This is a genomic window from Caballeronia sordidicola (genome assembly GCF_002220365.1).
GTDB classification, from domain to species: domain Bacteria; phylum Pseudomonadota; class Gammaproteobacteria; order Burkholderiales; family Burkholderiaceae; genus Caballeronia; species Caballeronia sordidicola_C.
In genome coordinates, this window is record NZ_MTHB01000261.1 from 22349 (window position 1) to 44807 (window position 22459).

Consider the following 22459-nt stretch of genomic DNA (forward strand, 5'->3'; position numbering starts at 1 on the left):
TGTGGGATGTGCGCGTATTGTAGCGAGCGCGTTACAATCGACTGAAACATTGATCGGATTTCCATGAACTTGTCCTTCGTAAAGTTGTTTTCGAAGCAGCGTGCAGCGACCGCTCAAATGAGCGCCGCACGCGGTAAGCCGGTCTACCCAGGCAAGCTCGCGGCCGCAGTGGCGTTGGCGGTGGCGGCGCTTGCGCTTGCGCCTGCCTGCGCGCAGAGCCCCGCGCAAGCTCCTTCTCCGGACGACGACCAGTCCGCCATCAGTGCAGCGGACCTGATCACCGCGCCGCCCACGGGCAAGGAAGTGCAGGACCTGCCGAATGTCGCTGCGTCCAGCCAGATCGTCTTCCAGGTGCTCGCGGCGGAAGTCGCGTTGCAACGCAATCAGGCAGCGCCCGCGTATCAGACCTATCTCGCCCTCGCGCGTGACACGCACGATCCGCGCTTCGCGCAGCGCGCGACCGAGATTGCAATTGCCGCACAAAGTCCCAACGACGCGCTGACGGCCGTTCAGCTTTGGCAGCAGTTCTCACCGAATTCGGAACGCGCGGCTCAGTTGAGCGCGTCGCTGCTGATCCTCTCCGGCAAACCTGACGATGCCAAGCCGATCCTCACCACCGAACTCGCGAAAGTACCCGCTGAACAGCGTGGCGACGCGATCCTTTCGCTGCAAATCCTGCTCTCTCGCGGACCGAACCGCGTAGGCGGATTGAATGTGCTGAAGGATCTGGTCAAGAACGACATGGACCGGCCGGAAACGCAACTGGCGCTCGCCCGGCAGGAAATTGCCGCCGACGACCAGCCGGGCGCGAAGGCATCGCTCGAACAAGCGCTGAAACTGAAGCCCGACTACTTGCCTGCCGCGTTGACGCTTGCGCGCATGGGGCCGAACGAACGCAACGAAGGTATTGCTTCGTTCGAGAAGTACCTCGAGAAGGATCCGAAGTCGCACGACGCGCGGCTTGCGCTGGCGCAACTGTATCTGTCGGCAGATCGTCTCGACGACGCCCAGAAGCAGTTCGAAATCATGCGCAAGAACGATTCGAAAGATCTGACGCCGCTGATGGCGCTCGCCCTGATCAACATTCAGAAGAAACAGCCGGATAAGGCGCAGGATTACCTGAAACAGTACGCGGCGGCGGCTGAAAACACGCCGAACGCAGATCCGGGACAGGCTTATATCTATCTCGCGCAGTTGTCGTTGGAAAAGAAAGACGACGCGGCCGCCAACCAGTGGCTCGACAAGATTCCGCGTGCGAGCCAGCAGTATCTGCCGGCACAGGTCACGCGGGCGCAGATCCTGGCCTCGCAAGGCAAGGTCGACGAAGCGCGCCAGTTGCTGGGCAGTCTGCAGACGTCCGATCCCCGCGACCTGGCGCTGCTCGCGCGTACGGATGCCGCCATGCTGTTCCAGGCGCAACGGTATCCGGAGGCGGAAGCGGCGTTGTCGAAGGCATCGACGGCCTTTCCTGATGACCCGGACATTTCCTACGACTACGCCATGGCGGCTGAGAAGAACGGCCATTACGACACCATGGAAACGCAGTTGCGCAAGCTGATGAAAGAGCAGCCGGACAACGCACAGGCGTATAACGCGCTCGGGTACTCGCTCGTCGATCGCAACGAGCGTCTGGACGAGGCTGAGAAGCTGATCGAGAAAGCGGTGTCGCTTGCGCCGAACGACGCGTTCATCATGGACAGCCTCGGCTGGGCGAAGTATCGGATGGGTAATCAGGCGGAAGCGGCCAGCATCCTGAAAAAAGCCTACGACCTGCAGCCGAATGCGGAAATTGGCGCTCATCTTGGCGAAGTGCAGTGGAAGTCGGGGCAGCAGGACCAGGCGCGCAATACCTGGCGTCAGGCGCAAAAGCTTGAGCCCAGCAACGACACATTGTTGAAAACGCTCAAACGATTCCAGGTGAACGACCTTTGAACTTGATTGCAACGAATTTCCTGAGCGGCCAGCGCGCGCGTCGCGGCGCGCTGGCGCTGATGGCGGCCGGTGTGGTGGCGATGTCGGGATGCGCGATCAAACCGCGTGTGCCGACAACCTCAAATGCGGCGACCGCAGTGACAGCGCAGACGAGCCGCGCTTATCACGGCCGGTTTGCGGTGCAGTACGACGATCAGAACGGCCAGCAGCGCAACGCGTACGGCAACTTCGACTGGCAGGAAACCGGAGACACCGTCACGCTGCAATTGCGTAATCCGCTTGGGCAAACGCTGGCGATCGTGACGTCGTCGCCGTCTTCAGCCACGCTCGAATTACCGAACCGCGATCCGCAAACCGCCGATAACGTCTCTCAACTGATGAGCAATACTCTCGGGTTCGCTTTGCCTGTTGAAGGCTTGCGCTACTGGCTGCAGCCATCGCCTGCGCCAACCTCGCGAGCGCGCACGACCATGGATTCGTCGTCGGAAAACGGCCGCCTGAAGGAAATCAAGCAGGACGGCTGGACCATCGACTATCTGGCCTACGCCGACGCGCCCGCAACCGGCGTGAAGCGCCTGAATCTGTCGCGTGCCGAACCGCCGCTCGACATCAAGCTCGTCCTCGACCAGTAACGCTTAGTTCAATCGCATGCAGTCATCTTCATCAAGTTCGCCGCCGGGCCCAGTGGGTCCGCTGGCCGATGTTTCCCTGCGCGACTGTCTCGCGCCGGCCAAGCTCAATCTGTTTTTGCATATCACCGGGCGCCGCCCGGACGGCTATCACGCGCTGCAGACGGTGTTTCAGTTGCTCGACTGGGGCGACCGGATGCACTTCACCCGTCGCGATGACGGCGTGATCTCGCGTAAAACCGATGTTCCAGGCGTGCCGGAAGCGGACGACCTTGTTGTGCGTGCTGCGCGTTTGCTGCAGACGACCACGCGCAGCGCTCTTGGCGTAGACATAGAAATTGATAAAATAATGCCCATGGGCGCCGGTCTTGGCGGCGGCAGCTCTGACGCCGCGACCACGCTGCTCGCTCTGAATCGCTTGTGGGGCACGAATTTATCGAGACAGACGTTGCAGGATCTGGCGTTGAAACTCGGCGCTGATGTTCCGTTTTTTATCTTCGGGCGCAATGCTTTTGCCGAAGGCGTGGGCGAGGCGCTGCAGGTCGTCGATCTACCGAAACGCTTCTTCCTGGTGGTGACTCCTGCGGTGCATGTTCCAACTGCTGCGATTTTCTCGGAGAAAGCGTTGACAAGGGACTCAAAAGTCCTCACAATTACGGACTTCCTTGCACAACATAGTTCTGACGCAGATTGGCCTGACAGCTTCGGCCGAAATGATATGCAGGCAGTTGTAGTTGAGAAGTACGCGGAAGTAGCTGCGGTGATTGAGTGGTTTTCGAATCTTTCACCTGCGCGAATGACCGGATCTGGGGCGAGCGTGTTTGCCGCTTTTCGTAGCAAAGCCGAAGCTGAGATGGCGCAAGCCAAACTCCCGGCAAGCTGGAAAAGCACAGTGACCGAAAGTCTGGATTCGCATCCTCTCTTTGCTTTCGCGTCGTAAAGTTTCGTTTTGCCGGGTTTGTCCTACACTACCCGGCAGGACTCAAAGTTAGTGTAGGGGAGTCGCCAAGTTGGTTAAGGCACTGGATTTTGATTCCAGCATGCGAAGGTTCGAATCCTTCTTCCCCTGCCAAAATTTCTAGCGTTTTTCCTCTCGCCTCCAGCCAGAACAGGTGCACGATGAGCAGTGACGGCCTGATGGTATTCACTGGCAACGCGAATCCCGCGCTTGCACAGGAAGTCGTCAAAATCCTTGGTATCCCGCTTGGCAAGGCAATGGTTAGCCGTTTTTCAGACGGCGAGATCATGGTCGAGATCCAGGAAAACGTACGTGGCAAGGACGTGTTCGTGCTGCAGTCCACCTGCGTACCGACCAACGACACGCTGATGGAACTCATGATCATGGTCGATGCGCTCAAGCGCGCATCCGCTGGCCGGATTACTGCAGCCATCCCGTACTTCGGTTATGCCCGTCAGGATCGCCGGCCACGTTCGGCTCGCGTCGCCATCTCGGCGAAGGTCGTGGCGAACATGCTGGAAATTGCCGGTGTGGATCGCGTCATCACCATGGACCTCCACGCCGACCAGATTCAAGGTTTCTTCGACATCCCGGTCGACAACATCTACGCCACGCCCGTGCTGCTCGGCGATCTGCGCAAGCAGAACTACGAGAACCTGCTGGTGGTGTCGCCGGATGTGGGCGGTGTGATCCGCGCCCGGGCACTGGCTAAGCAACTGAACACCGATCTCGCGATCATCGACAAACGTCGTCCGAAGGCGAACGTCGCTGAAGTGATGAACATCATTGGTGAAGTGGAAGGCCGCACGTGCGTGATCATGGATGACATGGTCGACACCGCCGGCACGCTCTGCAAGGCAGCACAGGTTTTGAAGGAACGCGGCGCGACGAGAGTGTTCGCGTATGCCACGCACCCGGTTCTGTCCGGCGGTGCAGGCGAGCGGATCGCAGCGTCGGAACTCGACGAACTCGTCGTTACCGACACCATTCCCCTCTCCGAAGAAGCACGTGCCTGTACCAAGGTCCGTATTCTGTCGAGCGCGGGATTGCTGGCCGAGACGTTCTCGCGTATCCGTCGTGGCGACTCGGTGATGTCGCTGTTTGCGGAAGGTTAAAAAGTATTGGCGGTTTGGCGGAGAGTCAAAGCTCCGCTGAACCGCGTAATCGTTTCAGGCGAACGAAGGCCTGAAACGCTGCTCTGGGGCTGAACGCTTTTGGCGACAGCCCCGTTTTCACTGCCTGGTCGCGGGCAGATTATGGAGTTGAATCATGAAAGTAGTCGCTTTTGAGCGCAATCTGCAAGGTACGGGTGCGAGCCGCCGCCTGCGTAACTCGGGCAAGACCCCGGGCATCGTATATGGCGCAAATGCTGAAGCTCAAGCCGTTGAGCTCGATCACAACGCACTTTGGCACGCGCTGAAAAAAGAAGTGTTCCATTCGTCGATCCTCGACCTGGAAGTCGCCGGCAAGTCGCAACAGGTTCTGCTGCGCGATGTGCAATACCATCCGTTCAAGCAAATGGTTCTGCACGTTGACTTCCAACGTGTCGATGCATCGAAGAAGCTGCACACCAAGGTTCCGGTCCACTTCTTGAATCAAGAAACGAACCCGGCTGTGAAGATTGGCGGCGCGGTGATCTCGCACGTTCTGAACGAAATCGAAGTCGAATGCCTTCCGGCTGACCTGCCGGAATTCGTCGAACTCGATCTGGCGAAGATTGAAGCCGGTCACACGCTGCACGTGAAGGACATCGTTTTGCCGAAGGGCGTGGCACTGGTCGCTCACCTTGAAGCAGAAAACCCGGTGATCGCTTCGGCAACCATCCCGGCTGCCGTCGTGTCCGACGAAGCTGCTTCGGGTGGCGCTGCTGCTCCGAGCGAAGGCGACAAGCCGGCTGCATAAGTCTGGTTGAAGCCTGTCCGCTTGAGTCCGCTCTGGGGTCCGCCCACAAGAGCGGACGAAGTGACCCGCCGTTGCTCTGCTCCGGCGGGTTTTTTTTGGCCTTTTTCCGGTGCGGTTGATGTCCTACGCCGCCAAGATTGAACATGATCAAACTGATCGTCGGGCTCGGCAATCCGGGCGCCGAATACACCGCGACCCGTCACAACGCAGGCTTCTGGTTCGTCGACCATCTGGCGCGCGACGCCGGTGCCTCGCTGCGTGACGAGCGCCGGTTTCACGGGCACTACGGCCGCGGGCGGCTCAACGGCCAGGAGATTCATCTGCTCGAGCCGCAGACGTTCATGAATCGATCAGGGCAATCGGTCGTGGCCGTTGCGCAGTTCTTCAAGATCTTGCCGGACGAGATCCTGGTCGCCCACGATGAACTCGATCTGCCGCCCGGCACGGTCAAGCTGAAGCTTGGCGGCGGCAGCGGCGGCCACAATGGCCTGAAGGACATTTCCGCGCATTTGTCGGTGCAACATTATTGGCGGTTGCGGATCGGCATCGGGCATCCGCGTGATCTGATTCCGGAGGCCTCACGGGCCGGTGCGAAACCGGATGTGGCGAATTTTGTGCTGAAACCGCCGCGACGTGAAGAACAGGACGTGATCGATGCATCGATTGAACGCGCCCTCGCCGTCATGCCGTTCGCAATCAACGACGAGATGGAACGCGCGATGATGAATCTGCATCGCAACGCACAGTAGTGAATTCGCATTACCCCGTCCCGAAAGGACAAGTAAGGGACAACTAAGGAGCGAATCTTGAGCCGTTTCTGGAGCGATATCGTCAATAAGCTGACGCCGTATGTGCCGGGCGAACAACCGGCGCTCGCGCGTCCCGTGAAGCTCAACACGAACGAGAATCCCTATCCCCCCTCACCGCGCGTAGTCGATGCGATCCGGCGCGAACTCGGCGAGGACGGTGACTCACTGCGCAAATATCCCGATCCAACGGCGCATGGATTGCGCGCGGCCATCGCGCAGCATCACGGCCTGCGCGAGAGCCAGGTGTTTGTCGGCAATGGGTCGGACGAGGTTCTCGCGCACACGTTCCAGGCGCTGCTCAAGCACGACAACCCAATCCGGTTTCCCGATATTACGTACAGCTTTTATCCCGTCTATGCGCAGTTATACGGCGTTGCGGTCGACGTAGTGCCGCTCAACGCGGATTTCGGTATCGATGTGGACGACTATCGCGCGCCTAACGGTGGCGTGCTGCTCCCCAATCCGAACGCGCCGACCGGCCGCGCATTGCCGCTCGCCGAGATCAAGGTGCTGCTCGCGGCGAACCCGGACTCGGTTGTCGTGATCGATGAGGCGTATGTGGATTTCGGCGCGGAATCGGCGGTGACGATTATCGATGAAAATCCGAATTTGCTGGTCGTGCAGACGTTGTCGAAGGCGCGTTCACTGGCAGGTATGCGGGTGGGATTTGCGCTCGGACACGAAGCGTTGATCGAGGCGCTGACACGGGTGAAAGACAGCTTCAATTCCTATCCGCTCGACCGGCTGGCGCAAGCCGCAGCGATCGCGGCCGTTGAAGACGACGACTGGTTTCGCGAGACTTGCGAGAAGGTGATCGCCAGCCGCGAACGGCTGACGGCGGACTTGCAAGCGTTGGGTTTCGATGTGGTGCCGTCTGCCGCGAACTTCGTATTCGCGCGCCATCCGGAACACGACGCCGCCACGCTGGCCGCGCGCTTGAAGGAGAAGGAGATTTTCGTGCGGCATTTCAAAATGCCGCGAATCGACCAGCATCTGCGGATTACTGTTGGCACCGATGCCGACTGCGACGCTCTGCTAGCGGCGCTGCGCGCGCTGCTTTGAGGCCGCGCGTGAACGGGGCTTGATGCCTGACGCTCGACGTTAAATCAAGCGCCCTTGGCTTTCATCAACACGTGATATTTCGCCATCAACTGGATGGCGTTTTCCTCATGCGCCGGGTCGCGTGGGATGCAATCCACCGGGCACACTTGCTGGCATTGCGGTTCATCGTAGTGGCCGACGCATTCGGTGCACTTGTTCGGGTCGATCACGTAGATGTCGACCCCCATCGAGATGGCGTCGTTCGGGCACTCGGGCTCGCACACGTCGCAGTTGATGCACTCGTCGGTAATGAACAGGGCCATGCTTTACTCTCTTCGCCCGGCATCTCAGCCGGCTTTTTCGGTGCCCGCACGCTCTGGATGAGCGCGCGTCAGTGAGCGCATCGGTGAACGCTTGAAACGCTCACGGCACCGATGGGTCCGGCGCAATCGGACCGACCTTGTCCTGCAAGCGCTTTTCCACCGATGGGAAAACAAACTTGCTGACGTCGCCGCCGAGTTGCGCGATCTCGCGCACGATCGTGCCCGAGATGAATTGATATTGATCCGACGGCGTCATGAACATCGTTTCGACGTCGGGCAGCAGATAACGATTCATGCCCGCCATCTGGAACTCGTATTCGAAGTCGGAAACGGCACGCAGACCCCGCACAATCACGCGCGCATTGTTCTTGCGCACGAAATCCTTCAGTAGCCCCTTGAAGCTCATCACCTGCACGTTCGGATAGTGGCCCAGCACATCGTGTGCTATATCCAGCCGCTCCGCCAAACTGAAGAACGGCTTCTTGTTCCGGCTATCTGCGACTCCGACCACCAGGGTATCGAAAATACTCGATGCACGTCGCACGAGGTCTTCATGACCGCGCGTGAGCGGGTCGAACGTTCCGGGATAAACGGCTACAACCATGGGGCATCTCCTCTTCTGATACTTCTTCTGGTATGTCTTTCGCTACAGATTGGGCCGCCGCCGGCATCGACAAGACCAGAAAATTCCTCCGATGCCCCGGCGCCTGCTGAGCCCACTACGTCCATCACGTCCATCACGTCCATCACGCACCGTCCACAGTCGGCCGGGCATCGCCCGGCAGGCATTTGGGAACGCGCATTATTCCTCATTTTCGCGCCGCAGCAAATGATAGCGGACCGCGCCAGCCTTGCCTTCGCGGGTAATCGCCCATCCGGACAACGCCGGCGTTTGCGCAGGATCGACGGGCTCACCCGATTCGATGTACAGCGCGCCGCCCGGCGACACCAGCGGCACGGCCAGTTCAATGGCGCGCTCAAGCATGGCGGTGTCCCCGAAAGGGGGATCGAGGAACACGACATCGAAGGAATTCGGCGCCAGGCCCACAGCAAGACGCAGCGCATCCGCTTCCACGATTTCGATGTTTTTCGCGGCCAGGCGGGTCTGGTTCGCCTTCAGTTGCGCCACTGCGCGGCCGCTGCGTTCCACCATCAGCACGCGTAGCGCGCCGCGCGACGCCGCTTCGAAGCCCAATGCGCCACTGCCGGCGAAGAGATCGAGGCAACGCTTGCCGTCGAGCGATTGGCCCAGCCAGTTGAACAGCGTCTCACGGACCCGGTCGGGCGTCGGACGCAGGCCGTCCAGGCTCAGAACGGGCAGCGGCGTCCGCTTCCAGTCGCCACCAATGATTCGGATGGAATGCGCCTTGCCGCCGCGCGATGGCGCAGCTTCACGGACTTTCGGAGCGCGTTCGGCGGTGCGCTCGGCGCCGGGTTCGCGATTTCGCTCGGGATTTCGCTCTAACGCGCGGGTTATCGAGGATCGGGACATGGACGTGCGTGGCGTAGGTAGCAGCGGCGGAATGATCCGCGCGGGTCGGGTTAGAACGTGATCGGGTTGCAGCAATTCGGTTGTCGCCGATGCGGGCACGTTACCACAGCCCCGCCGCACCCGATGCAGGGGTTCGCGCTCGGGCCGGACACTACAATCGGTGCCGGCTGATAAAATACGCGTCTTTCGCTCTTTTTGCGCACACGCTCGCCGCTTCCCGCGTCTTCCCGCCGCTTCTCTGCCTCTTCCCGCTGTTTCCGGCGGTCTTTCGCGGCACGGCAGCTATCGTCACCTTTGCGTTTGCGCGTTGTTTGCGTCCTGCGCTCGTTCGACGCAGAAACGCGGTTGCGACGGCATCGAGAAACGCGCCACCCCACCACTGCAGACCATGTTCAGCTTTTTCAAACGATTAATAGGCAAATCGACCGATACCGATCCCGATACGCCCGAGGAAAACGAAGCCGAAGACGTTGCTGAGGCGCGTTCCCAGGACGTTGAAGGGCTCAGACACGCAGCAAGTACGCCGGTGACGCCGGCTCAGCCCGTGGAAACGGCGCGGGAAGACGCTGCGGCGGAGGATCGGGCTTCGGAAACGCCACTGCGGGGAACGGCATTGGCGGCTGGCACGCCCCGGATGCCGGACGCACCGGCGCGTGGGACGGGGTCCACGGCTGAAAACGGGACATCCGGCGCTCCAGTGGAATCGCTTGACCGGTCGGCGCGTCCGGCTGACGTTGGCGGATTGGGCTCGGGTTCGGGTTCGGGCTCGGGTTCAACTTCATCGGCGGATTCCGGTCAGAGCGCGCTTCACGCTTCAGACTCTCCGATCGGTAATGGCGCGCACGCAGGCAAGACCCCGCATGCACCGAGCGCTTCACTGCCGCACGCGACGACGCCGGTTACGCCGGCGCAGCCAGTTGCATCGACGGCCCCGGTTGTCCAGCCGGCAACCACCACACCAGAAGCCAAACCCTACTGGCAAGGCCGTACGGCATCGCAATGGAAGGCGCCGGCAGAAACCGTCGTGATTGTGCCGCCGCCAGAACCCGAAGCGGGCGCTAAGCGTTCTTGGCTCACGCGCCTGAAAACGGGACTCTCGAAGACCAGTTCGGGCCTGACCGGGATTTTCATCGGCGCGAAGATTGATGAGGATTTGTATGAGGAACTCGAAACGGCTTTGCTGATGTCCGATGCGGGTGTCGATGCCACCGAATATCTGCTTGAAGCGTTGCGTGAAAAAGTGCGCACCGAACGACTCACTGATTCGATGCAGGTCAAGGCCGCGCTGCGCTCGCTGCTCGCGGATCTTCTGCGGCCACTTGAGAAGTCGCTGATGCTCGGTCGCGCCCAACCGCTCGTGATGATGATCACCGGCGTGAACGGCGCGGGCAAGACCACAAGCATTGGCAAACTGGCCAAGCATTTGCAGAGCTTCGACCAATCCGTGCTGCTCGCTGCCGGCGACACCTTCCGTGCCGCGGCACGCGAACAGCTCACGGTTTGGGGGCAACGCAACAACGTGACGGTGGTATCGCAGGAGAGCGGCGATGCAGCCGCCGTGATCTTCGACGCAGTCGGCGCCGCCCGTGCCCGCAAGATCGACGTAATGATGGCCGACACGGCGGGCCGCTTGCCGACCCAGCTTCACTTGATGGAAGAGCTGCGCAAGGTGAAGCGCGTGATTGCAAAGGCACAGCCCGACGCGCCGCACGAGGTACTACTGGTCATCGACGCCAACACGGGCCAGAACGCACTCGCCCAGGTGAAGTCTTTCGACGATGCGCTGGGCTTGACGGGTTTGATCGTGACCAAGCTCGATGGCACTGCGAAGGGCGGCATTCTCGCAGCCATTGCGCGGCAGCGGCCGATTCCCGTCTACTTCATTGGCGTGGGCGAGAAAGTCGAGGACCTGCAGCCCTTCAGCGCCGACGAATTTGCGGACGCATTGCTCGGAAGTTGAACCGGTGCCGCGGCCTGGCGCTCAGCCAGGCCGCGGCTACGCGCGTCCTACCGTGACAGGATTAGCGCCACGGCAATCCACCACATCACAATCCCCACGATCACATCGAGCACTCTCCACGAGACATCCTTCTCGAACAGAGGCTGGAGCAAGCGAGCACCGAACCCGAGCGCGGTGAACCAGATGATCGACGAACACATTGCCCCTGCGGCAAACCACGCGTTCCCCGGCCAACCGTACCTTGCACCAATGCCACCGAGCAGGACGACGGTATCCAGATAAACGTGCGGATTCAGCAGCGATAAAGCGAGCACCGTTGTTACCGCGCTCAACGCTGTCTGCGACTCGCCGCTCTCGGCGCTCAAGTGCCCTGGCCCTTTCCACGCCGCGTGGAACGCCCGCAGACCGTAGAGAAACAGGAACACCGCTCCCGCCCATCGAATCACCCCGAGCAACACCGGCGCTCGCGCAATCAACGCCCCCATCCCACCAATACCCAGCCCGATCAGCAATACGTCGATCAGCGCGCAGATAAAAACGACCCAGCCCACGTGCCGCCGTTTCAAGCCTTGCCGCAACACAAAAGCGTTTTGCGCACCAATCGCGATAATCAGACTTGCGCCAAGCCCGGCGCCGGATAAAAAAACGGCAGTCGTCATTCAGCGTCCGGTTGTTGTCCGGGCGCGGCACGCGCGAACGCATCGATTTGCGCGGCGTGATCGGCGATACGTTCGATCGTCGGATAACGGCTCATATCGAGATTAAAGCGCCGCGCGTTGAACACTTGCGGTACGAGGCATAGGTCCGCGAGCGTGGGGGTATCGCCGAAACACAGCTTGCCCACGCGCGAGTCGTTTGCGAGCCGCTTTTCAAGCGAATCGAAACCCGATTCCAGCCAATGCCGGTACCAAGCGTCTTTCGCTTCGTCGCCAACCTTCAGCGTGTGCTTCAGATACTTGAGCACACGCAGGTTGTCGACCGGATGGATCTCGCACGCAATCTGAAGCGCAACCGAACGAATGAACGCGCGATCCAATGGCGTGCCCGGCAACAACGACGGCTCGGGATGCGTCTCTTCCAGATACTCGATGATCGCGAGCGACTGCGTGAGCACGTCATCACCGTCGATAAACGTGGGCACGATGCCGTCCGGATTCAGCTCGCGATAGTCCGGCTTCAGTTGCTGCCCGCCGTCGCGCAGAAGATGGATCGGCGCGTACTCATAGGCGAGCCCTTTGAGATTCAGCGCAATGCGTACGCGATACGCCGCCGAGCTACGAAAATAGCTGTATAGCTTCATGGATCCCCTCCGTTTTTATAGTCAGACCACGCGCACGGAGAACTCTCCGATTCCGTCGACACCGCCCTTCATCAGGTCGCCCTTTTGAATCGCGCCGACGCCTTCAGGCGTGCCGGTGAAAATCAGGTCGCCAGGGAACAACTCGAATAGCGTGGACAGATACGCGATCGTGTCGCCCACCGACCAGATCAGTTGCGAGATGTCCGATCGCTGCTTCTCTTCGCCATTGACGGTGAGCCAGATCGCGCTTTTTTCCAGATGCCCGACCTTAGCGACTGGATGAATCGGACCCAGCGGCGCCGAATGATCGAAGCCCTTCGCCGTGTCCCACGGACGGCCCAGCTTCTTCGCTTCGGCTTGCAGGTCGCGGCGCGTCATGTCGAGACCGAGCGCGTAGCCATAGACGTAGTCGAGCGCCTTGTCCGCGGGAATGTCCTTGCCTTGCTTGCCGATTGCGGCCACGAGTTCCATCTCGAAGTGGACGTTCTTCGACTGCGACGGATACGGGAATTCGCCGGTCGCATCGGGCGCGACGTACAGCACGGCGTCGGCGGGCTTTCCGAAGAAAAACGGCGGTTCACGATCGGGGTCATGCCCCATCTCGCGCGCGTGCGCCTCGTAGTTCCGGCCAACGCAATAAATCCGGCGAACGGGAAACTGGTCGCTGGAACCGACGACAGGCACCGCGACCGCGGGTGCCGGAGCAAATACGTGACTCATTGCGCTTTCTCCTGTTTGATGAAGCTTCGACCTGAACCTCAAGTTTAACGTGCACGGTTGCGCATCGCGATTCGGCTGAATGGTCTATGGCTCCGGGAGTGGTGACGCGAGCTAGTGAGAACGGCGCTAACAACATTTGACGACAGGCGGCTTAAACCACCGGGGAACGATAGCGGTTTTGGCTCACCCAATATAGAACGGATGCGACGACGAGAACCACGCATTGAACCGATAACCCGAGCCAAAAATCTCCCATGGAGCCTTCCGCACTGCTGGCCGCGCGTGCAAACAGCATGCCGCCCAGTGCGCTGCTGACGAACGCCCCCATTCCACCAGATAAACGCTGCAGGCCGAACGCTGTAGCTGGACTGTCGGACAAGGCCGTCACGAAGACGAGGTCGTTCTTTAGAAAGATCAGGATTTCCATCATCGTGAAGAACAGAACTCCGAGCAGCAGACCTGCGACGCTGCCGATCGACAGAAAGAGCGCGCCCACGGCAACCGCCACGAACGACAGGCTGAGGATCGCGCCGTACGAACTTCGTCCGATTCGTTTTGCAACAAGCGGCTGAACAAATATGACAAGCATCGAATTGAGCAGCAAGATAGCTCCGAGCATTTCAGGCCGGTGGTTCTTGATCACGTAAGGGCCAATGTAATTCTGAAAATAGAAGTAGCAATAGAACGCCATGAAATTGAACAACAACGGTGCCATCATTTTGGAAGCTCGACCGAACTCCATCCGCGTTGGCGATACGTAAGCGCCGGCTGCGCCTGATATCCGATCGCTCACCAACACTCTGATGTGCAAGACTGTCGCCAATACGAATATGCCAAACGTGACAGTGAACAACAGGCCCCGGTTGCTCATAATAAAGAAGCTACCAACGAGCGGTCCCAATCCCATCCCCGCATTGAAGGCGGAATTGGAGAATGACAGAAAGATGGCGCGCTGCTCGTCTGGAAGGCCTTTGATCAGATAGGCTTTGTTGGCAGGCAGATAGATCGCGGCACCCGCCGCGATCAGCAGCACCGAGGGAATCAAAAGCCATAGGTGTTCCGTAGACAGGATGATGAATCCGAATCCCACCGACCTGGTCAGCAATCCCAGGATCATCGCTTTTTTCAAGCCGATCCGATCCGCCACCATGCCGCCGATTAATCCGCCGCCAAATTGGATCAACGAGGCGACTGCCAAGATCCAGCCGACGACGCGCATGTCAGTGCCGCCGATGTTAGACAGCATGACTGGAACGAACGGCAACACGAGAAAACTTCCGAAGGGAATCAGGAATGAACAGAACAGCAATATCCTCGTGCTGCCTGGCAATTCACGCAATCGCCGGACGCCAGAACGAACCATCTTCATATTCAATCCAGATATTTTTATAGATGCGAGCGACACGCTCGAACAGGTCGTCGTGTGACAGCGCGCGCACGCACACATATCCCTTGCGCTGCGTGTTGTCCACGATGTCTAAAAGCGAATCGCCGATCTCGACGTTGAACTCATATTCAATCACGGCGTCGTCTATCTTCAGGAAACCTAACTCGCAAACGGCCTTGACAACGCCGGCCGGCGGCAAGAAGCAAAAGAAACCCGCCGCTCCGAGTTTTTGCGCGCAGGCCGAGGCGACGGGCCTACCTATCAGATTGTCGAAAGCCAAGTCAATTTGGTGAACACCACTCGTAAGTTCGGCCATCTTCCAGATGCGGTCACCCCCCACCCGGGTCTGGGATTCGATAATGTGTGGCCGGCCGTCACTCCCGATTTTCACTTCAGTGTGAGCGACACCGTTCTTGAGGTCGATCGCGGACAAAAAGATCCGTGTCAAGCCGGCAATACGCAGCGTCTCTTCCCGCTCGACTCCGTAGGGCGGAACCACCGTGTGGCTGACAAGCGAATACGGATAGCCGACCAGTTTGGACAGCGACATCGTGATGATGTCGTGGCGACCATCGACCGAGAGCGTCTCGATGCTGTAAAGCTTGTCGCTGTCGATCAGCTTCTCTGCAAGAATGCCGTCGCTGCCGTATTGTTCTCTCGATTCCAAATAGCGCTTTAGTTCATTGGCATTCCGAATCTGATGCACGCCTTGACTCGCGGCGCCGTTGATCGGCTTGACGATGATCCGGGGACCGTGCTGATCGAAGAAATGTTGCAGATCCTCCTCTGAGCGCACGCGCTTCCACGGAAGCTGCAAGTCGGGATGGTCGCCCAGCTTCGCGCGCATTGTGTCTTTGTAACGCGTGTTCAGAACGGCATCGAAATCAAGCCCGCTGACCTGCAGGTTGTCGGCGATGATGGCAGCGGTTTCAAGTCCCAGTTCGCTAAAGGAAACCACGGCGGTGAGCGGAAGAGCGCGGTGGATAGACTTGGCCTGCGCCAGGCAAAGTCCGATCTGCTCAATGTTTGCGTCGCAGGCATACGCACAGTCTTTCAGCAGATCAGCGTTGAAATAGGACGTGCCTTTGGTCGGCCCGAGGTACGAAACGTCCATGCCGAGACGCAAGGCCTTCAATAGGAGTTCCGTCCAGCCCCCGAGAATCAGAATATGTGGCTTCGACATGCTCAAACCCTCTGAGGTGACACACGGACCTGCAGCCTGTTTTGGGCCGCAAGCACGTTTTGCAGCGCGATCTCCGACGTTTGCCCGGAGGCCACGAGGAGGCCGACACACGCGCGCTGATCAGCGAGGCTATCGATCAGCTTGCCGCGTACCGCGGTGGGAAACAGCACCGGATCGCCAGGATAAGCTTGTAGCGCGTGCGTTCCGGCGACATCCTCGTAATAGCCTTTCGATTGCGCATACAAGAGCGACATCGCGACGCCTTTGCGCGCGCTCAACTTTTCGTCAAGCAGCTGCGGACGCTGGCCGAGCGCCATGTCAACGAATGCTTCGTAGACGTTCTTACCGTAAATGTCGCAAAGCGCCTCGCCAATCTGGCCGCCTCCAAGCCGCGGATTGATCTCGATGACTTCGAAGCCGTGCTTCGTGAACATGAATTCGGTATGGGAAAACCCCCGCGTGTACCCTACCGTTCGAAGAACCAGATCGATCCACCTCGCAACTGACTCGTGCAACTCGGGTGGCAGGTATACCGGCAGCGAGACGGCCTCCTCACGGAAGTCGGGCTCGTGAGACATGATGCGGCTGGAAACTGCCAGAACCTTCGTCTGGCCCTCCCAAGTCAACGCTTCGACGCTGAACAACGTTCCGGCGAAATAGGGTTCCATCGTCAGCGCGCCGCCGCGCAAATTCACCTTGCGAGCCAGAGCCAACACGTGGTCGAGTTCGGCGGTACTTCGGGCGAGCCATACATGTTGGCTAGCCGTGCCCGCGAGATCTTTGACGATGACCGGGTAGACGACGTCAAGCTCAACGGCCACGTTTGGGTCAATCCTGATTGCGCGTGCCGACGATAGACCGTTGTCGTGCAACACGTTGCGCAGGGAAAATTTGTCGCGTACCAACCTGATCGAGTCTGCCGGTTGCCCCGGAAAACCGAAATGCTCGAAGAGCTCAAGCGACAGCACACTCCAGGTGTCCGTAGAATTAATCAAGCCGCGCGCGCCGGGCACAAGTTCAATCGCCTTTTTGAGCGCAGCGGGGTCGAACGTATCCACGTCAACGACCTTCACGTCGCCCTGCCGGCTCAGTTCATATTCATAGACGCCGCGCTCACGCGTCAGCAGGATCAGTTGTTCCGAGCGGCTTCTGGCTGCATCGGCCAGACGGTTCAAACCAAAGGTAAGCGCTTCGAGCGCAATGATTGTCATAAGTCGCTCAATTGAATTGCGATAGCTCTCGCCGGTCCCAGCGTGCAAATGACCAGGGGAGCAATAGTTCGGAAGCTGTCGTGATTTCAGAAGGCGCCAGCGCATCGATGTTCAGCGCCTCGGCGTGTCGGCTGTACACATCGTCAACGTAGCGATGCCCGGTATCTGCACCAATAACGATGTACTGCCTGTCAGGGTGCTTGAGGGATTCGGCAGAGGCGACTAGATAGCCGCAGCCCGACGACAACCCCGCGAAGATCGCGTGGCGCTTGAGTAGCGCCACTGTTGCCGACATCCCGTATTCAAACGAGACCCAGTGAATCTGATCGTAGAGTGCGTGCTTGACATTTTCGAAAGGAATCGCGCTGCCGATCCCGGCGATGATGATGCCGGGATCCTCGATTTGCTCGCTGGCAAACGTGACACTGCCGAAGGGCTGAACACCAATGAGTTCAGTGGGGTGGCCGGCTTCTCGCAAGGCTCGGGCGACTCCTCCAGTCGAGCATCCAGAACCCACGCCCCCTACAATCGTGAGCGCCTCACCTTCAAATTCCCGGGCGATTTGTTGAGCGACGGGTTGATATCCGTTGTAGTGAATCGTGTCGTGATACTGCTGCATCCAATACACGTCAGATTCCGACGCCAGTATCTCCTTGATCCGTTCGACGCGGCGGCTCTGATCCATTTTGAGACTGCCGGCGGACTGAACCTGCTCGACTTCGGCGCCAAGAATGTTGAGTTGAACCAGCAGCGTCTTGTCTACGGTTTTGGACGCGATAATGCGGCACTTCATACCGTGGCGATGGCACGCGAGTGCGAGAGAGTGAGCGTAGATGCCGCTCGAACTGTCGAGCAGTGTGTGTCCCGGTTTAATGGCCTCGGCAGCAAGCAACTGTTCGATCGCGGTGAGTGTGGAGTAGACCTTCAGAATCTCGAACCGGGCGAAAGAAAGATTATCTCGCAGCTTGATTAGCGTCGGGCTCTTGATTGAATCGGCGATATGGTCGTACATGACTCCTCCGAAAACATCTCGATACGATTAATATGACGACCCCGCTTTTATGAACTTACAGGCGCATCCAATTTCGAAGAAAAAATTCGATAGATCCGTCATCAGCATAATCGACGGCTTTTTTATGAACAGGAACCCAAGCATGCTACCGGTGTGGGCCACGATCATTCCATCAGACCCAAATCGCTCTTTGTTCTCCTTCAATTTTTTAAAATTCTTTTTCGGGAAAACAATTTGCGAAAGCTCGGCGCTTGCCGTTGCGCAATCGCAAATGCGTTGATAGTCCGCGTTGCTGATGGCGTCAACGGCTTGCTCCATGTTTTTTGAATAAACGGATATATTTCGACCATAGTGATCTAGTAGCTTTTTAGCTGACTTATCCGTATCGACCATTTCCCCCTCGTCAATATAGCAAGCGTATAAAGTGATCGAGTTAAGAAATTGATGCACAACTTTTTGTTCGCCGCTCAAGTAAAGTGCGAGCGAATCCAGGAAGACGCTGTCAGATCGCTCGATATCCCTAAGAATTTCGCAAATTTGATTTACTGACGTTGATTTCTCGAAAATCGCGTCTAGGCAGCGTATCGTGGCAATGATATCCGCCGTGGAACTGGCCATTCCTCTTCCACATTCCAGCTCGCTGCGAAATCGCCAGCATCCACGCGGCTCTGGTAAACCGTATACTTTCAAATAATTATATAAAGCTTTCGACGATTTACTCTTTGCGCATAATTCACTATCATCGGCTTTGTCAGCATTCCGAGTAAAGTGAACCCAAGTGTATCGTTCAATTGGAAGTGAGACGATCGCAATATTGAGTTTTCCGCTGTCTAGATACGGGCCTTGTACCAATTCTCCAAGAGTACCTCGGCACATACCCGTGTATGTCTGGCTTTTCATATAATTAAGAGAAGCTCCGATTCGTTACCTTTTCGCGCGCGGTCAAACCGGTTTCGCGACGACAAGCTCTTGCCCGGTAAAACGCTGCTTTCAGATATCAGCAACCTGTTTTAAGAGACTAACGGCTTAGTTAAACAAATGAAACAGTGTTTTTGTCAAAAATGATCACGAATAAAACAGATTATTTTTGAGATAATTGCAACCTCAAGCATCATTCGATGCCGCTGTTCGGGACGGCCGTCTTAGCTGGACTGATAATCGAGCAAAAACCGGCATACCGGCTGTGGTATGCCGGCCCAATGCGCCCTTGCCTCAGTCCATACGCCGCTTTTTTCGCGCCATGCTCAGGATCCGAAAGCAGCCCGCGCGGAATTTTCATCGCCCCGTCGCCTGCCTCACTTGCAAGCTCGGCTCAAATGCGGTACTGAATGTGATTCCTGTATTTCCAGAATTGCAGCGGGCGAGTCTGCACACGGCGATGCGATTGAACACCCCCGATTGCCCCCTTCCAGCCGCCCGCTCAGACCGATCAATGACCGACACAGCCCCTTTCCCGTGCGCCCGTTTCATCAAGGAAATCGGCCGCGGGCCAAATGGCGCGCGAGCGCTGACCCGCGAGGATACGTACGCCCTCTACGAAGCCATGCTCGACAACCGCGTCTCCGACCTCGAGCTCGGCGCCGTGTTGCTCGCGTATCGTGTGAAAGGAGAGACGGCCGCAGAACTGGCCGCGATGCTGGCGGCCGCGCATCGCTCGTTCGAGCCGTTGCATATCCAGAATGGCCGAGACCACGCGCGCCCCGTCTCCATCCCCAGTTATAACGGCGCGCGCAAGCAGCCGAACCTCACCCCGTTGCTGGCGTTGCTGCTCGCGCGGGAAGGTGTGCCGGTGCTCGTGCACGGCGTCACGACTGACCCTGGCCGAGTGACGAGCGCCGCGATTTTCGCCGAACTGGGCATTGCGGAATCCACCTCCCACGATGAAATCGAGGACAACCTCGCCTCGCGGCGGCTGGCGTTCGCGCCGATCGCAGTTCTCGCGCCCAAGCTCGCGCGCCTGCTCGCGATCCGGCGGATCATGGGCGTGAGAAATTCCACGCATACGCTGGTCAAGATCCTGCAGCCGTTCGCACAGCCCGGTTTGCGGCTGGTGAATTACACCCATCCGGAGTACCGCGAGAGCCTGACGGGACTGTTCACCGAGCATCCCGACGCAGCCGCCGGGGGCGCCCTGCTCGCACGCGGAACAGAGGGTGAGGCGGTAGCGGATACGCGCCGGCAAGTGCAGGTCGACTGGTTCCATGAAGGCCACACAGAAACGCTGATATCGGCGGAGCGCTCGTCCCCGGAAGCGCCCGTGGTGGCGTTGCCCGAGGCCCTCGATGCAGCGACCACCGCCCGCTGGATCGAAACCGTGCTGCGCGGCGAAGCACCTATTCCGCCCGCACTCGCGCGTCAGGCGGAGTTGATTGCGGACATCGTCAGGCGCTAGGGCATTCCTCAGTCGAGAAACCGTTTCTGTTGACAGAAGCGCGCGCCCTGCGCTAATGTGCAGAAATGAGCTTTACCCAATTCCCCTCCCTTCGAATTACTCAGGGTCGCCTAGCGCGGCCCCTATCGCTACGTCTAGCGTAAGTCGCTAAACGTGGCGCCGCGCGTTCCTCGCGCGGTCCCTCCCGCAGTTTCGTAGCTCCCCTTTTTTCACCACCTGTAGTCGTCTGCTTTCGTCCGTTCATCCACGGCACGAAAACGCGAGGATCACATGCACGCTGCATTAGCATCGTTCACGTTCGTCACCGGCGTCTCCCACGCCATGGGACATCGAGAACCTGACCAGCGCGCATCGGAACGATGCCGGCAAGCCGCCGGCCTCGCGTCCTCCTCGCAACGACTGCGCTTTCACGCGTACAACGCGTTCAGCCGAGGCCCACGATGATGATGCGCAACCCTTCCGAGAAATACCGCCCTTTCCCGCAGGTCAACCTCAACGGCCGCCGATGGCCCACTCGCACGATCGAGCACGCACCCATCTGGATGAGCACCGATCTTCGTGACGGCAACCAGGCGCTGATCGACCCGATGAGTATTGACGCCAAGCTCGAGTTCTTCGAGATGCTGGTGGCGGTGGGTTTCAAGGAAATCGAAGTGGGCTTTCCGTCGGCATCGCAGACGGATTTCGACTTCGTGCGCAAGCTGATCGTGGAAAACCGCGTTCCCGCCGATGTCACCATCGAAGTGCTCGTGCAGTCGCGCCGCGAACTCATTGAGCGGACGTTTGAAGCGGTACAAGGGGCGCCCCGGGTGATCGTGCACCTGTACAACGCGATCGCACCGTCGTTTCGCAAGATCGTCTTCGCCCAGTCCAAGGAAGAGACCAAGGCGCTCGCCGTGGAAGGCACGCGCATCATCAAGGAGTGCGCCGCCGCGCGCCCCGACACACACTGGATCTACCAGTATTCGCCGGAAACGTTCAGCATGACCGAGCTTTCGTTTTCCCGCGAAGTCTGCGACGCCGTCGCGCAAATGTGGCGTCCCACGCCCGACCACAAGATGATCGTGAATTTGCCGGCCACCGTGGAGGCGGCCATGCCGAACGTGTTCGCCGATCAGATCGAGTGGATGGATCGCAACGTGAGTTATCGCGACAGTATCGTGCTCTCCGTGCATCCGCATAATGATCGCGGCACAGCGGTCGCCGCAGCGGAACTTGCGATCCTTGCCGGCGCAGATCGGGTCGAAGGCTGCCTCTTTGGCAACGGCGAGCGCACGGGTAACGTGGATCTCGTCACGCTCGCGATGAACTTGTACACGCAGGGGATCGACCCCGGCCTGGATTTTTCGGATATCGACGGCGTGCGCCGCGTGGTCGAACGCTGCAACCAGATTTCTGTGCATCCGCGTCACCCGTATGCCGGCGATCTCGTGTTCACAGCTTTTTCCGGCTCCCACCAGGACGCCATCCGCAAGGGTTTTGCTCAACGCGAAGCGGACACGGTATGGGACGTGCCGTATCTCCCCATCGATCCCGCCGATCTCGGCCGCAGCTACGACGCCGTGATCCGCGTGAACAGCCAGTCGGGCAAAGGCGGCGCGACCTATCTGCTCGAACGCGGGCTGGGCTTCACGCCGCCGCGCCGCGTGCAGATCGAATTCAGCCATACCGTGCAGAAAGTCGCCGACGCCTCCGGCGCGGAAGTGTCCGGCGAAGCCATTTGCGCGTTGTTCAAGCGCGAATACTTCGATGCACAAGGGCCGGCGACGCGCTCGGATGCCTCGACCCTGCGCTTCGATGAACGCCACGTGAAGCTGCCCGTATCGACCGTTGCCGATGAAGCGCACGCGCAGGCAGTCGCTGCGGCGGTAGCCAGCGTGGCGGGTGTCGCGATCGAGGTGACATCGTTCGAAACCGCCGCGACCGCGAAGGGTGAGACGGGGGTGTTCATCGGCTGCCGGATTGGCGATCAGGCCATGCGATTTGGCGTCGCGGTTCATGCAAACGCGGTTCAGGCAGTCGCCAACGCCATTGTCAGCGCGGTGAATCGCGTGCGTTGGGCTGGGCGCAAGGAAGTGGAAAGCGAAGCCGTAGCGGCGTGAAGGAACGCGGCTTTTTAGCAACGAGCAGCGAGTACGGGTTGTGAGTGACGCGTGGTGATGTGGTCAGGTACCGCTTCCCAGTCAGCGCGCAGCAGAAGTTTGCGAA

General features: G+C 59.1%; 21 protein-coding genes and 1 tRNA gene. 11 read left to right on the forward strand and 11 right to left on the reverse strand.

What is annotated here, in order from left to right:
* Nucleotides 1-63 precede the first annotated feature (63 nt).
* The 8 genes from BSU04_RS37305 to hisC all read left to right on the forward strand — a co-directional run bounded on the left by BSU04_RS37305 (nucleotide 64) and on the right by hisC (nucleotide 7292).
* Complete coding sequence (locus BSU04_RS37305) at nucleotides 64-1932, forward strand: tetratricopeptide repeat protein (RefSeq protein ID WP_089165248.1); 1869 nt, start codon at nucleotides 64-66, stop codon at nucleotides 1930-1932.
* 59 nt (nucleotides 1933-1991) lie between these two features.
* Nucleotides 1992-2564 (forward strand): lipoprotein insertase outer membrane protein LolB, encoded by a 573-nt coding sequence (gene lolB, locus BSU04_RS37310; RefSeq protein WP_218827412.1) that lies wholly within the window; start codon nucleotides 1992-1994, stop codon nucleotides 2562-2564.
* A gap of 16 nt (nucleotides 2565-2580) precedes the next feature.
* A complete protein-coding gene (gene ispE / locus BSU04_RS37315) occupies nucleotides 2581-3501 on the forward strand; it encodes a 4-(cytidine 5'-diphospho)-2-C-methyl-D-erythritol kinase (RefSeq protein WP_089165250.1) in 921 nt (306 codons plus the stop codon).
* Nucleotides 3502-3556: 55 nt separating this feature from the next.
* Nucleotides 3557-3633: transfer RNA gene (locus BSU04_RS37320), tRNA-Gln, on the forward strand.
* A gap of 47 nt (nucleotides 3634-3680) precedes the next feature.
* Nucleotides 3681-4634, forward strand: coding sequence for a ribose-phosphate pyrophosphokinase (locus BSU04_RS37325; protein ID WP_089165251.1), 954 nt, complete (start codon nucleotides 3681-3683; stop codon nucleotides 4632-4634).
* A gap of 154 nt (nucleotides 4635-4788) precedes the next feature.
* Nucleotides 4789-5421: a 50S ribosomal protein L25/general stress protein Ctc gene (locus BSU04_RS37330; protein WP_089165252.1), complete on the forward strand. Its 633-nt coding sequence runs from the start codon at nucleotides 4789-4791 to the stop codon at nucleotides 5419-5421.
* A gap of 143 nt (nucleotides 5422-5564) precedes the next feature.
* Nucleotides 5565-6170, forward strand: coding sequence for an aminoacyl-tRNA hydrolase (pth, locus tag BSU04_RS37335; protein WP_089165253.1), 606 nt, complete (start codon nucleotides 5565-5567; stop codon nucleotides 6168-6170).
* Between the two features lie 57 nt (nucleotides 6171-6227).
* Nucleotides 6228-7292, forward strand: a complete 1065-nt coding sequence (gene hisC / locus BSU04_RS37340) for a histidinol-phosphate transaminase (RefSeq protein WP_089165254.1) — start codon at nucleotides 6228-6230, stop codon at nucleotides 7290-7292.
* A gap of 44 nt (nucleotides 7293-7336) precedes the next feature.
* Here the strand turns inward: hisC and BSU04_RS37345 are convergent, their stop codons facing one another.
* The 3 genes from BSU04_RS37345 to rsmD all read right to left on the reverse strand — a co-directional run bounded on the left by BSU04_RS37345 (nucleotide 7337) and on the right by rsmD (nucleotide 9086).
* Nucleotides 7337-7594, reverse strand: coding sequence for a YfhL family 4Fe-4S dicluster ferredoxin (locus BSU04_RS37345; protein WP_089165255.1), 258 nt, complete (start codon nucleotides 7592-7594; stop codon nucleotides 7337-7339).
* A gap of 100 nt (nucleotides 7595-7694) precedes the next feature.
* Complete coding sequence (gene coaD, locus BSU04_RS37350; protein ID WP_089165256.1) at nucleotides 7695-8198, reverse strand: pantetheine-phosphate adenylyltransferase; 504 nt, start codon at nucleotides 8196-8198, stop codon at nucleotides 7695-7697.
* Nucleotides 8199-8396: 198 nt separating this feature from the next.
* Nucleotides 8397-9086, reverse strand: a complete 690-nt coding sequence (gene rsmD, locus BSU04_RS37355; protein WP_089165257.1) for a 16S rRNA (guanine(966)-N(2))-methyltransferase RsmD — start codon at nucleotides 9084-9086, stop codon at nucleotides 8397-8399.
* Between the two features lie 826 nt (nucleotides 9087-9912).
* Here rsmD and ftsY point away from each other — a divergent pair.
* Nucleotides 9913-11046: a signal recognition particle-docking protein FtsY gene (gene ftsY, locus BSU04_RS37360; RefSeq protein WP_441300067.1), complete on the forward strand. Its 1134-nt coding sequence runs from the start codon at nucleotides 9913-9915 to the stop codon at nucleotides 11044-11046.
* A 47-nt stretch (nucleotides 11047-11093) separates the two neighbouring features.
* Here the strand turns inward: ftsY and BSU04_RS37365 are convergent, their stop codons facing one another.
* From BSU04_RS37365 to BSU04_RS37400, 8 genes are all read right to left on the reverse strand, one after another.
* Nucleotides 11094-11705 (reverse strand): LysE/ArgO family amino acid transporter, encoded by a 612-nt coding sequence (locus BSU04_RS37365; protein ID WP_089165258.1) that lies wholly within the window; start codon nucleotides 11703-11705, stop codon nucleotides 11094-11096.
* On the reverse strand, nucleotides 11702-12346 hold the full coding sequence (gene maiA / locus BSU04_RS37370; protein ID WP_089165259.1) for a maleylacetoacetate isomerase: 645 nt from the start codon (nucleotides 12344-12346) through the stop codon (nucleotides 11702-11704). The genes BSU04_RS37365 and maiA overlap by 4 nt, the downstream gene beginning before the upstream one ends.
* Before the next feature lie 21 nt (nucleotides 12347-12367).
* Complete coding sequence (locus BSU04_RS37375) at nucleotides 12368-13066, reverse strand: fumarylacetoacetate hydrolase family protein (RefSeq protein ID WP_089165260.1); 699 nt, start codon at nucleotides 13064-13066, stop codon at nucleotides 12368-12370.
* 151 nt (nucleotides 13067-13217) lie between these two features.
* Nucleotides 13218-14435, reverse strand: a complete 1218-nt coding sequence (locus BSU04_RS37380; RefSeq protein WP_179258573.1) for an MFS transporter — start codon at nucleotides 14433-14435, stop codon at nucleotides 13218-13220.
* Nucleotides 14398-15636 (reverse strand): ATP-grasp domain-containing protein, encoded by a 1239-nt coding sequence (locus BSU04_RS37385; RefSeq protein WP_089165262.1) that lies wholly within the window; start codon nucleotides 15634-15636, stop codon nucleotides 14398-14400. Before BSU04_RS37385 ends, BSU04_RS37380 begins: the two co-directional genes overlap by 38 nt.
* A 2-nt stretch (nucleotides 15637-15638) precedes the next feature.
* Nucleotides 15639-16847, reverse strand: a complete 1209-nt coding sequence (locus BSU04_RS37390) for an ATP-grasp domain-containing protein (protein WP_089165263.1) — start codon at nucleotides 16845-16847, stop codon at nucleotides 15639-15641.
* A gap of 7 nt (nucleotides 16848-16854) precedes the next feature.
* Nucleotides 16855-17859, reverse strand: coding sequence for a pyridoxal-phosphate dependent enzyme (locus BSU04_RS37395; RefSeq protein WP_089165264.1), 1005 nt, complete (start codon nucleotides 17857-17859; stop codon nucleotides 16855-16857).
* A 27-nt stretch (nucleotides 17860-17886) separates the two neighbouring features.
* The gene (locus BSU04_RS37400; protein WP_144021481.1) at nucleotides 17887-18759 is read right to left on the reverse strand and encodes a GHMP family kinase ATP-binding protein; all 873 of its coding nucleotides are present in this window, start codon (nucleotides 18757-18759) and stop codon (nucleotides 17887-17889) included.
* A gap of 532 nt (nucleotides 18760-19291) precedes the next feature.
* Here BSU04_RS37400 and ybiB point away from each other — a divergent pair.
* Both ybiB and leuA read left to right on the forward strand, forming a co-directional pair.
* Nucleotides 19292-20251, forward strand: coding sequence for a DNA-binding protein YbiB (gene ybiB, locus BSU04_RS37405; protein ID WP_089165266.1), 960 nt, complete (start codon nucleotides 19292-19294; stop codon nucleotides 20249-20251).
* Nucleotides 20252-20694: 443 nt separating this feature from the next.
* On the forward strand, nucleotides 20695-22353 hold the full coding sequence (leuA, locus tag BSU04_RS37410; RefSeq protein ID WP_089165314.1) for a 2-isopropylmalate synthase: 1659 nt from the start codon (nucleotides 20695-20697) through the stop codon (nucleotides 22351-22353).
* The last annotated feature ends 106 nt before the right edge of the window (nucleotides 22354-22459 follow it).

What these genes read in the sequence shown, in the direction of transcription:
- BSU04_RS37305 (WP_089165248.1), top strand. Translation starts at nt 64, where the DNA reads ATGAACTTGTCCTTCGTAAAGTTGTTTTCGAAGCAGCGTGCAGCGACC.
- lolB (WP_218827412.1), top strand. Translation starts at nt 1,992, where the DNA reads ATGGCGGCCGGTGTGGTGGCGATGTCGGGATGCGCGATCAAACCGCGT.
- ispE (WP_089165250.1), top strand. Translation starts at nt 2,581, where the DNA reads ATGCAGTCATCTTCATCAAGTTCGCCGCCGGGCCCAGTGGGTCCGCTG.
- BSU04_RS37325 (WP_089165251.1), top strand. Translation starts at nt 3,681, where the DNA reads ATGAGCAGTGACGGCCTGATGGTATTCACTGGCAACGCGAATCCCGCG.
- BSU04_RS37330 (WP_089165252.1), top strand. Translation starts at nt 4,789, where the DNA reads ATGAAAGTAGTCGCTTTTGAGCGCAATCTGCAAGGTACGGGTGCGAGC.
- pth (WP_089165253.1), top strand. Translation starts at nt 5,565, where the DNA reads ATGATCAAACTGATCGTCGGGCTCGGCAATCCGGGCGCCGAATACACC.
- BSU04_RS37345 (WP_089165255.1), bottom strand. Translation starts at nt 7,594, where the DNA reads ATGGCCCTGTTCATTACCGACGAGTGCATCAACTGCGACGTGTGCGAG.
- coaD (WP_089165256.1), bottom strand. Translation starts at nt 8,198, where the DNA reads ATGGTTGTAGCCGTTTATCCCGGAACGTTCGACCCGCTCACGCGCGGT.
- rsmD (WP_089165257.1), bottom strand. Translation starts at nt 9,086, where the DNA reads ATGTCCCGATCCTCGATAACCCGCGCGTTAGAGCGAAATCCCGAGCGA.
- BSU04_RS37365 (WP_089165258.1), bottom strand. Translation starts at nt 11,705, where the DNA reads ATGACGACTGCCGTTTTTTTATCCGGCGCCGGGCTTGGCGCAAGTCTG.
- maiA (WP_089165259.1), bottom strand. Translation starts at nt 12,346, where the DNA reads ATGAAGCTATACAGCTATTTTCGTAGCTCGGCGGCGTATCGCGTACGC.
- BSU04_RS37375 (WP_089165260.1), bottom strand. Translation starts at nt 13,066, where the DNA reads ATGAGTCACGTATTTGCTCCGGCACCCGCGGTCGCGGTGCCTGTCGTC.
- BSU04_RS37380 (WP_179258573.1), bottom strand. Translation starts at nt 14,435, where the DNA reads ATGAAGATGGTTCGTTCTGGCGTCCGGCGATTGCGTGAATTGCCAGGC.
- BSU04_RS37385 (WP_089165262.1), bottom strand. Translation starts at nt 15,636, where the DNA reads ATGTCGAAGCCACATATTCTGATTCTCGGGGGCTGGACGGAACTCCTA.
- BSU04_RS37390 (WP_089165263.1), bottom strand. Translation starts at nt 16,847, where the DNA reads ATGACAATCATTGCGCTCGAAGCGCTTACCTTTGGTTTGAACCGTCTG.
- BSU04_RS37395 (WP_089165264.1), bottom strand. Translation starts at nt 17,859, where the DNA reads ATGTACGACCATATCGCCGATTCAATCAAGAGCCCGACGCTAATCAAG.
- BSU04_RS37400 (WP_144021481.1), bottom strand. Translation starts at nt 18,759, where the DNA reads ATGAAAAGCCAGACATACACGGGTATGTGCCGAGGTACTCTTGGAGAA.
- ybiB (WP_089165266.1), top strand. Translation starts at nt 19,292, where the DNA reads ATGACCGACACAGCCCCTTTCCCGTGCGCCCGTTTCATCAAGGAAATC.
- leuA (WP_089165314.1), top strand. Translation starts at nt 20,695, where the DNA reads ATGATGCGCAACCCTTCCGAGAAATACCGCCCTTTCCCGCAGGTCAAC.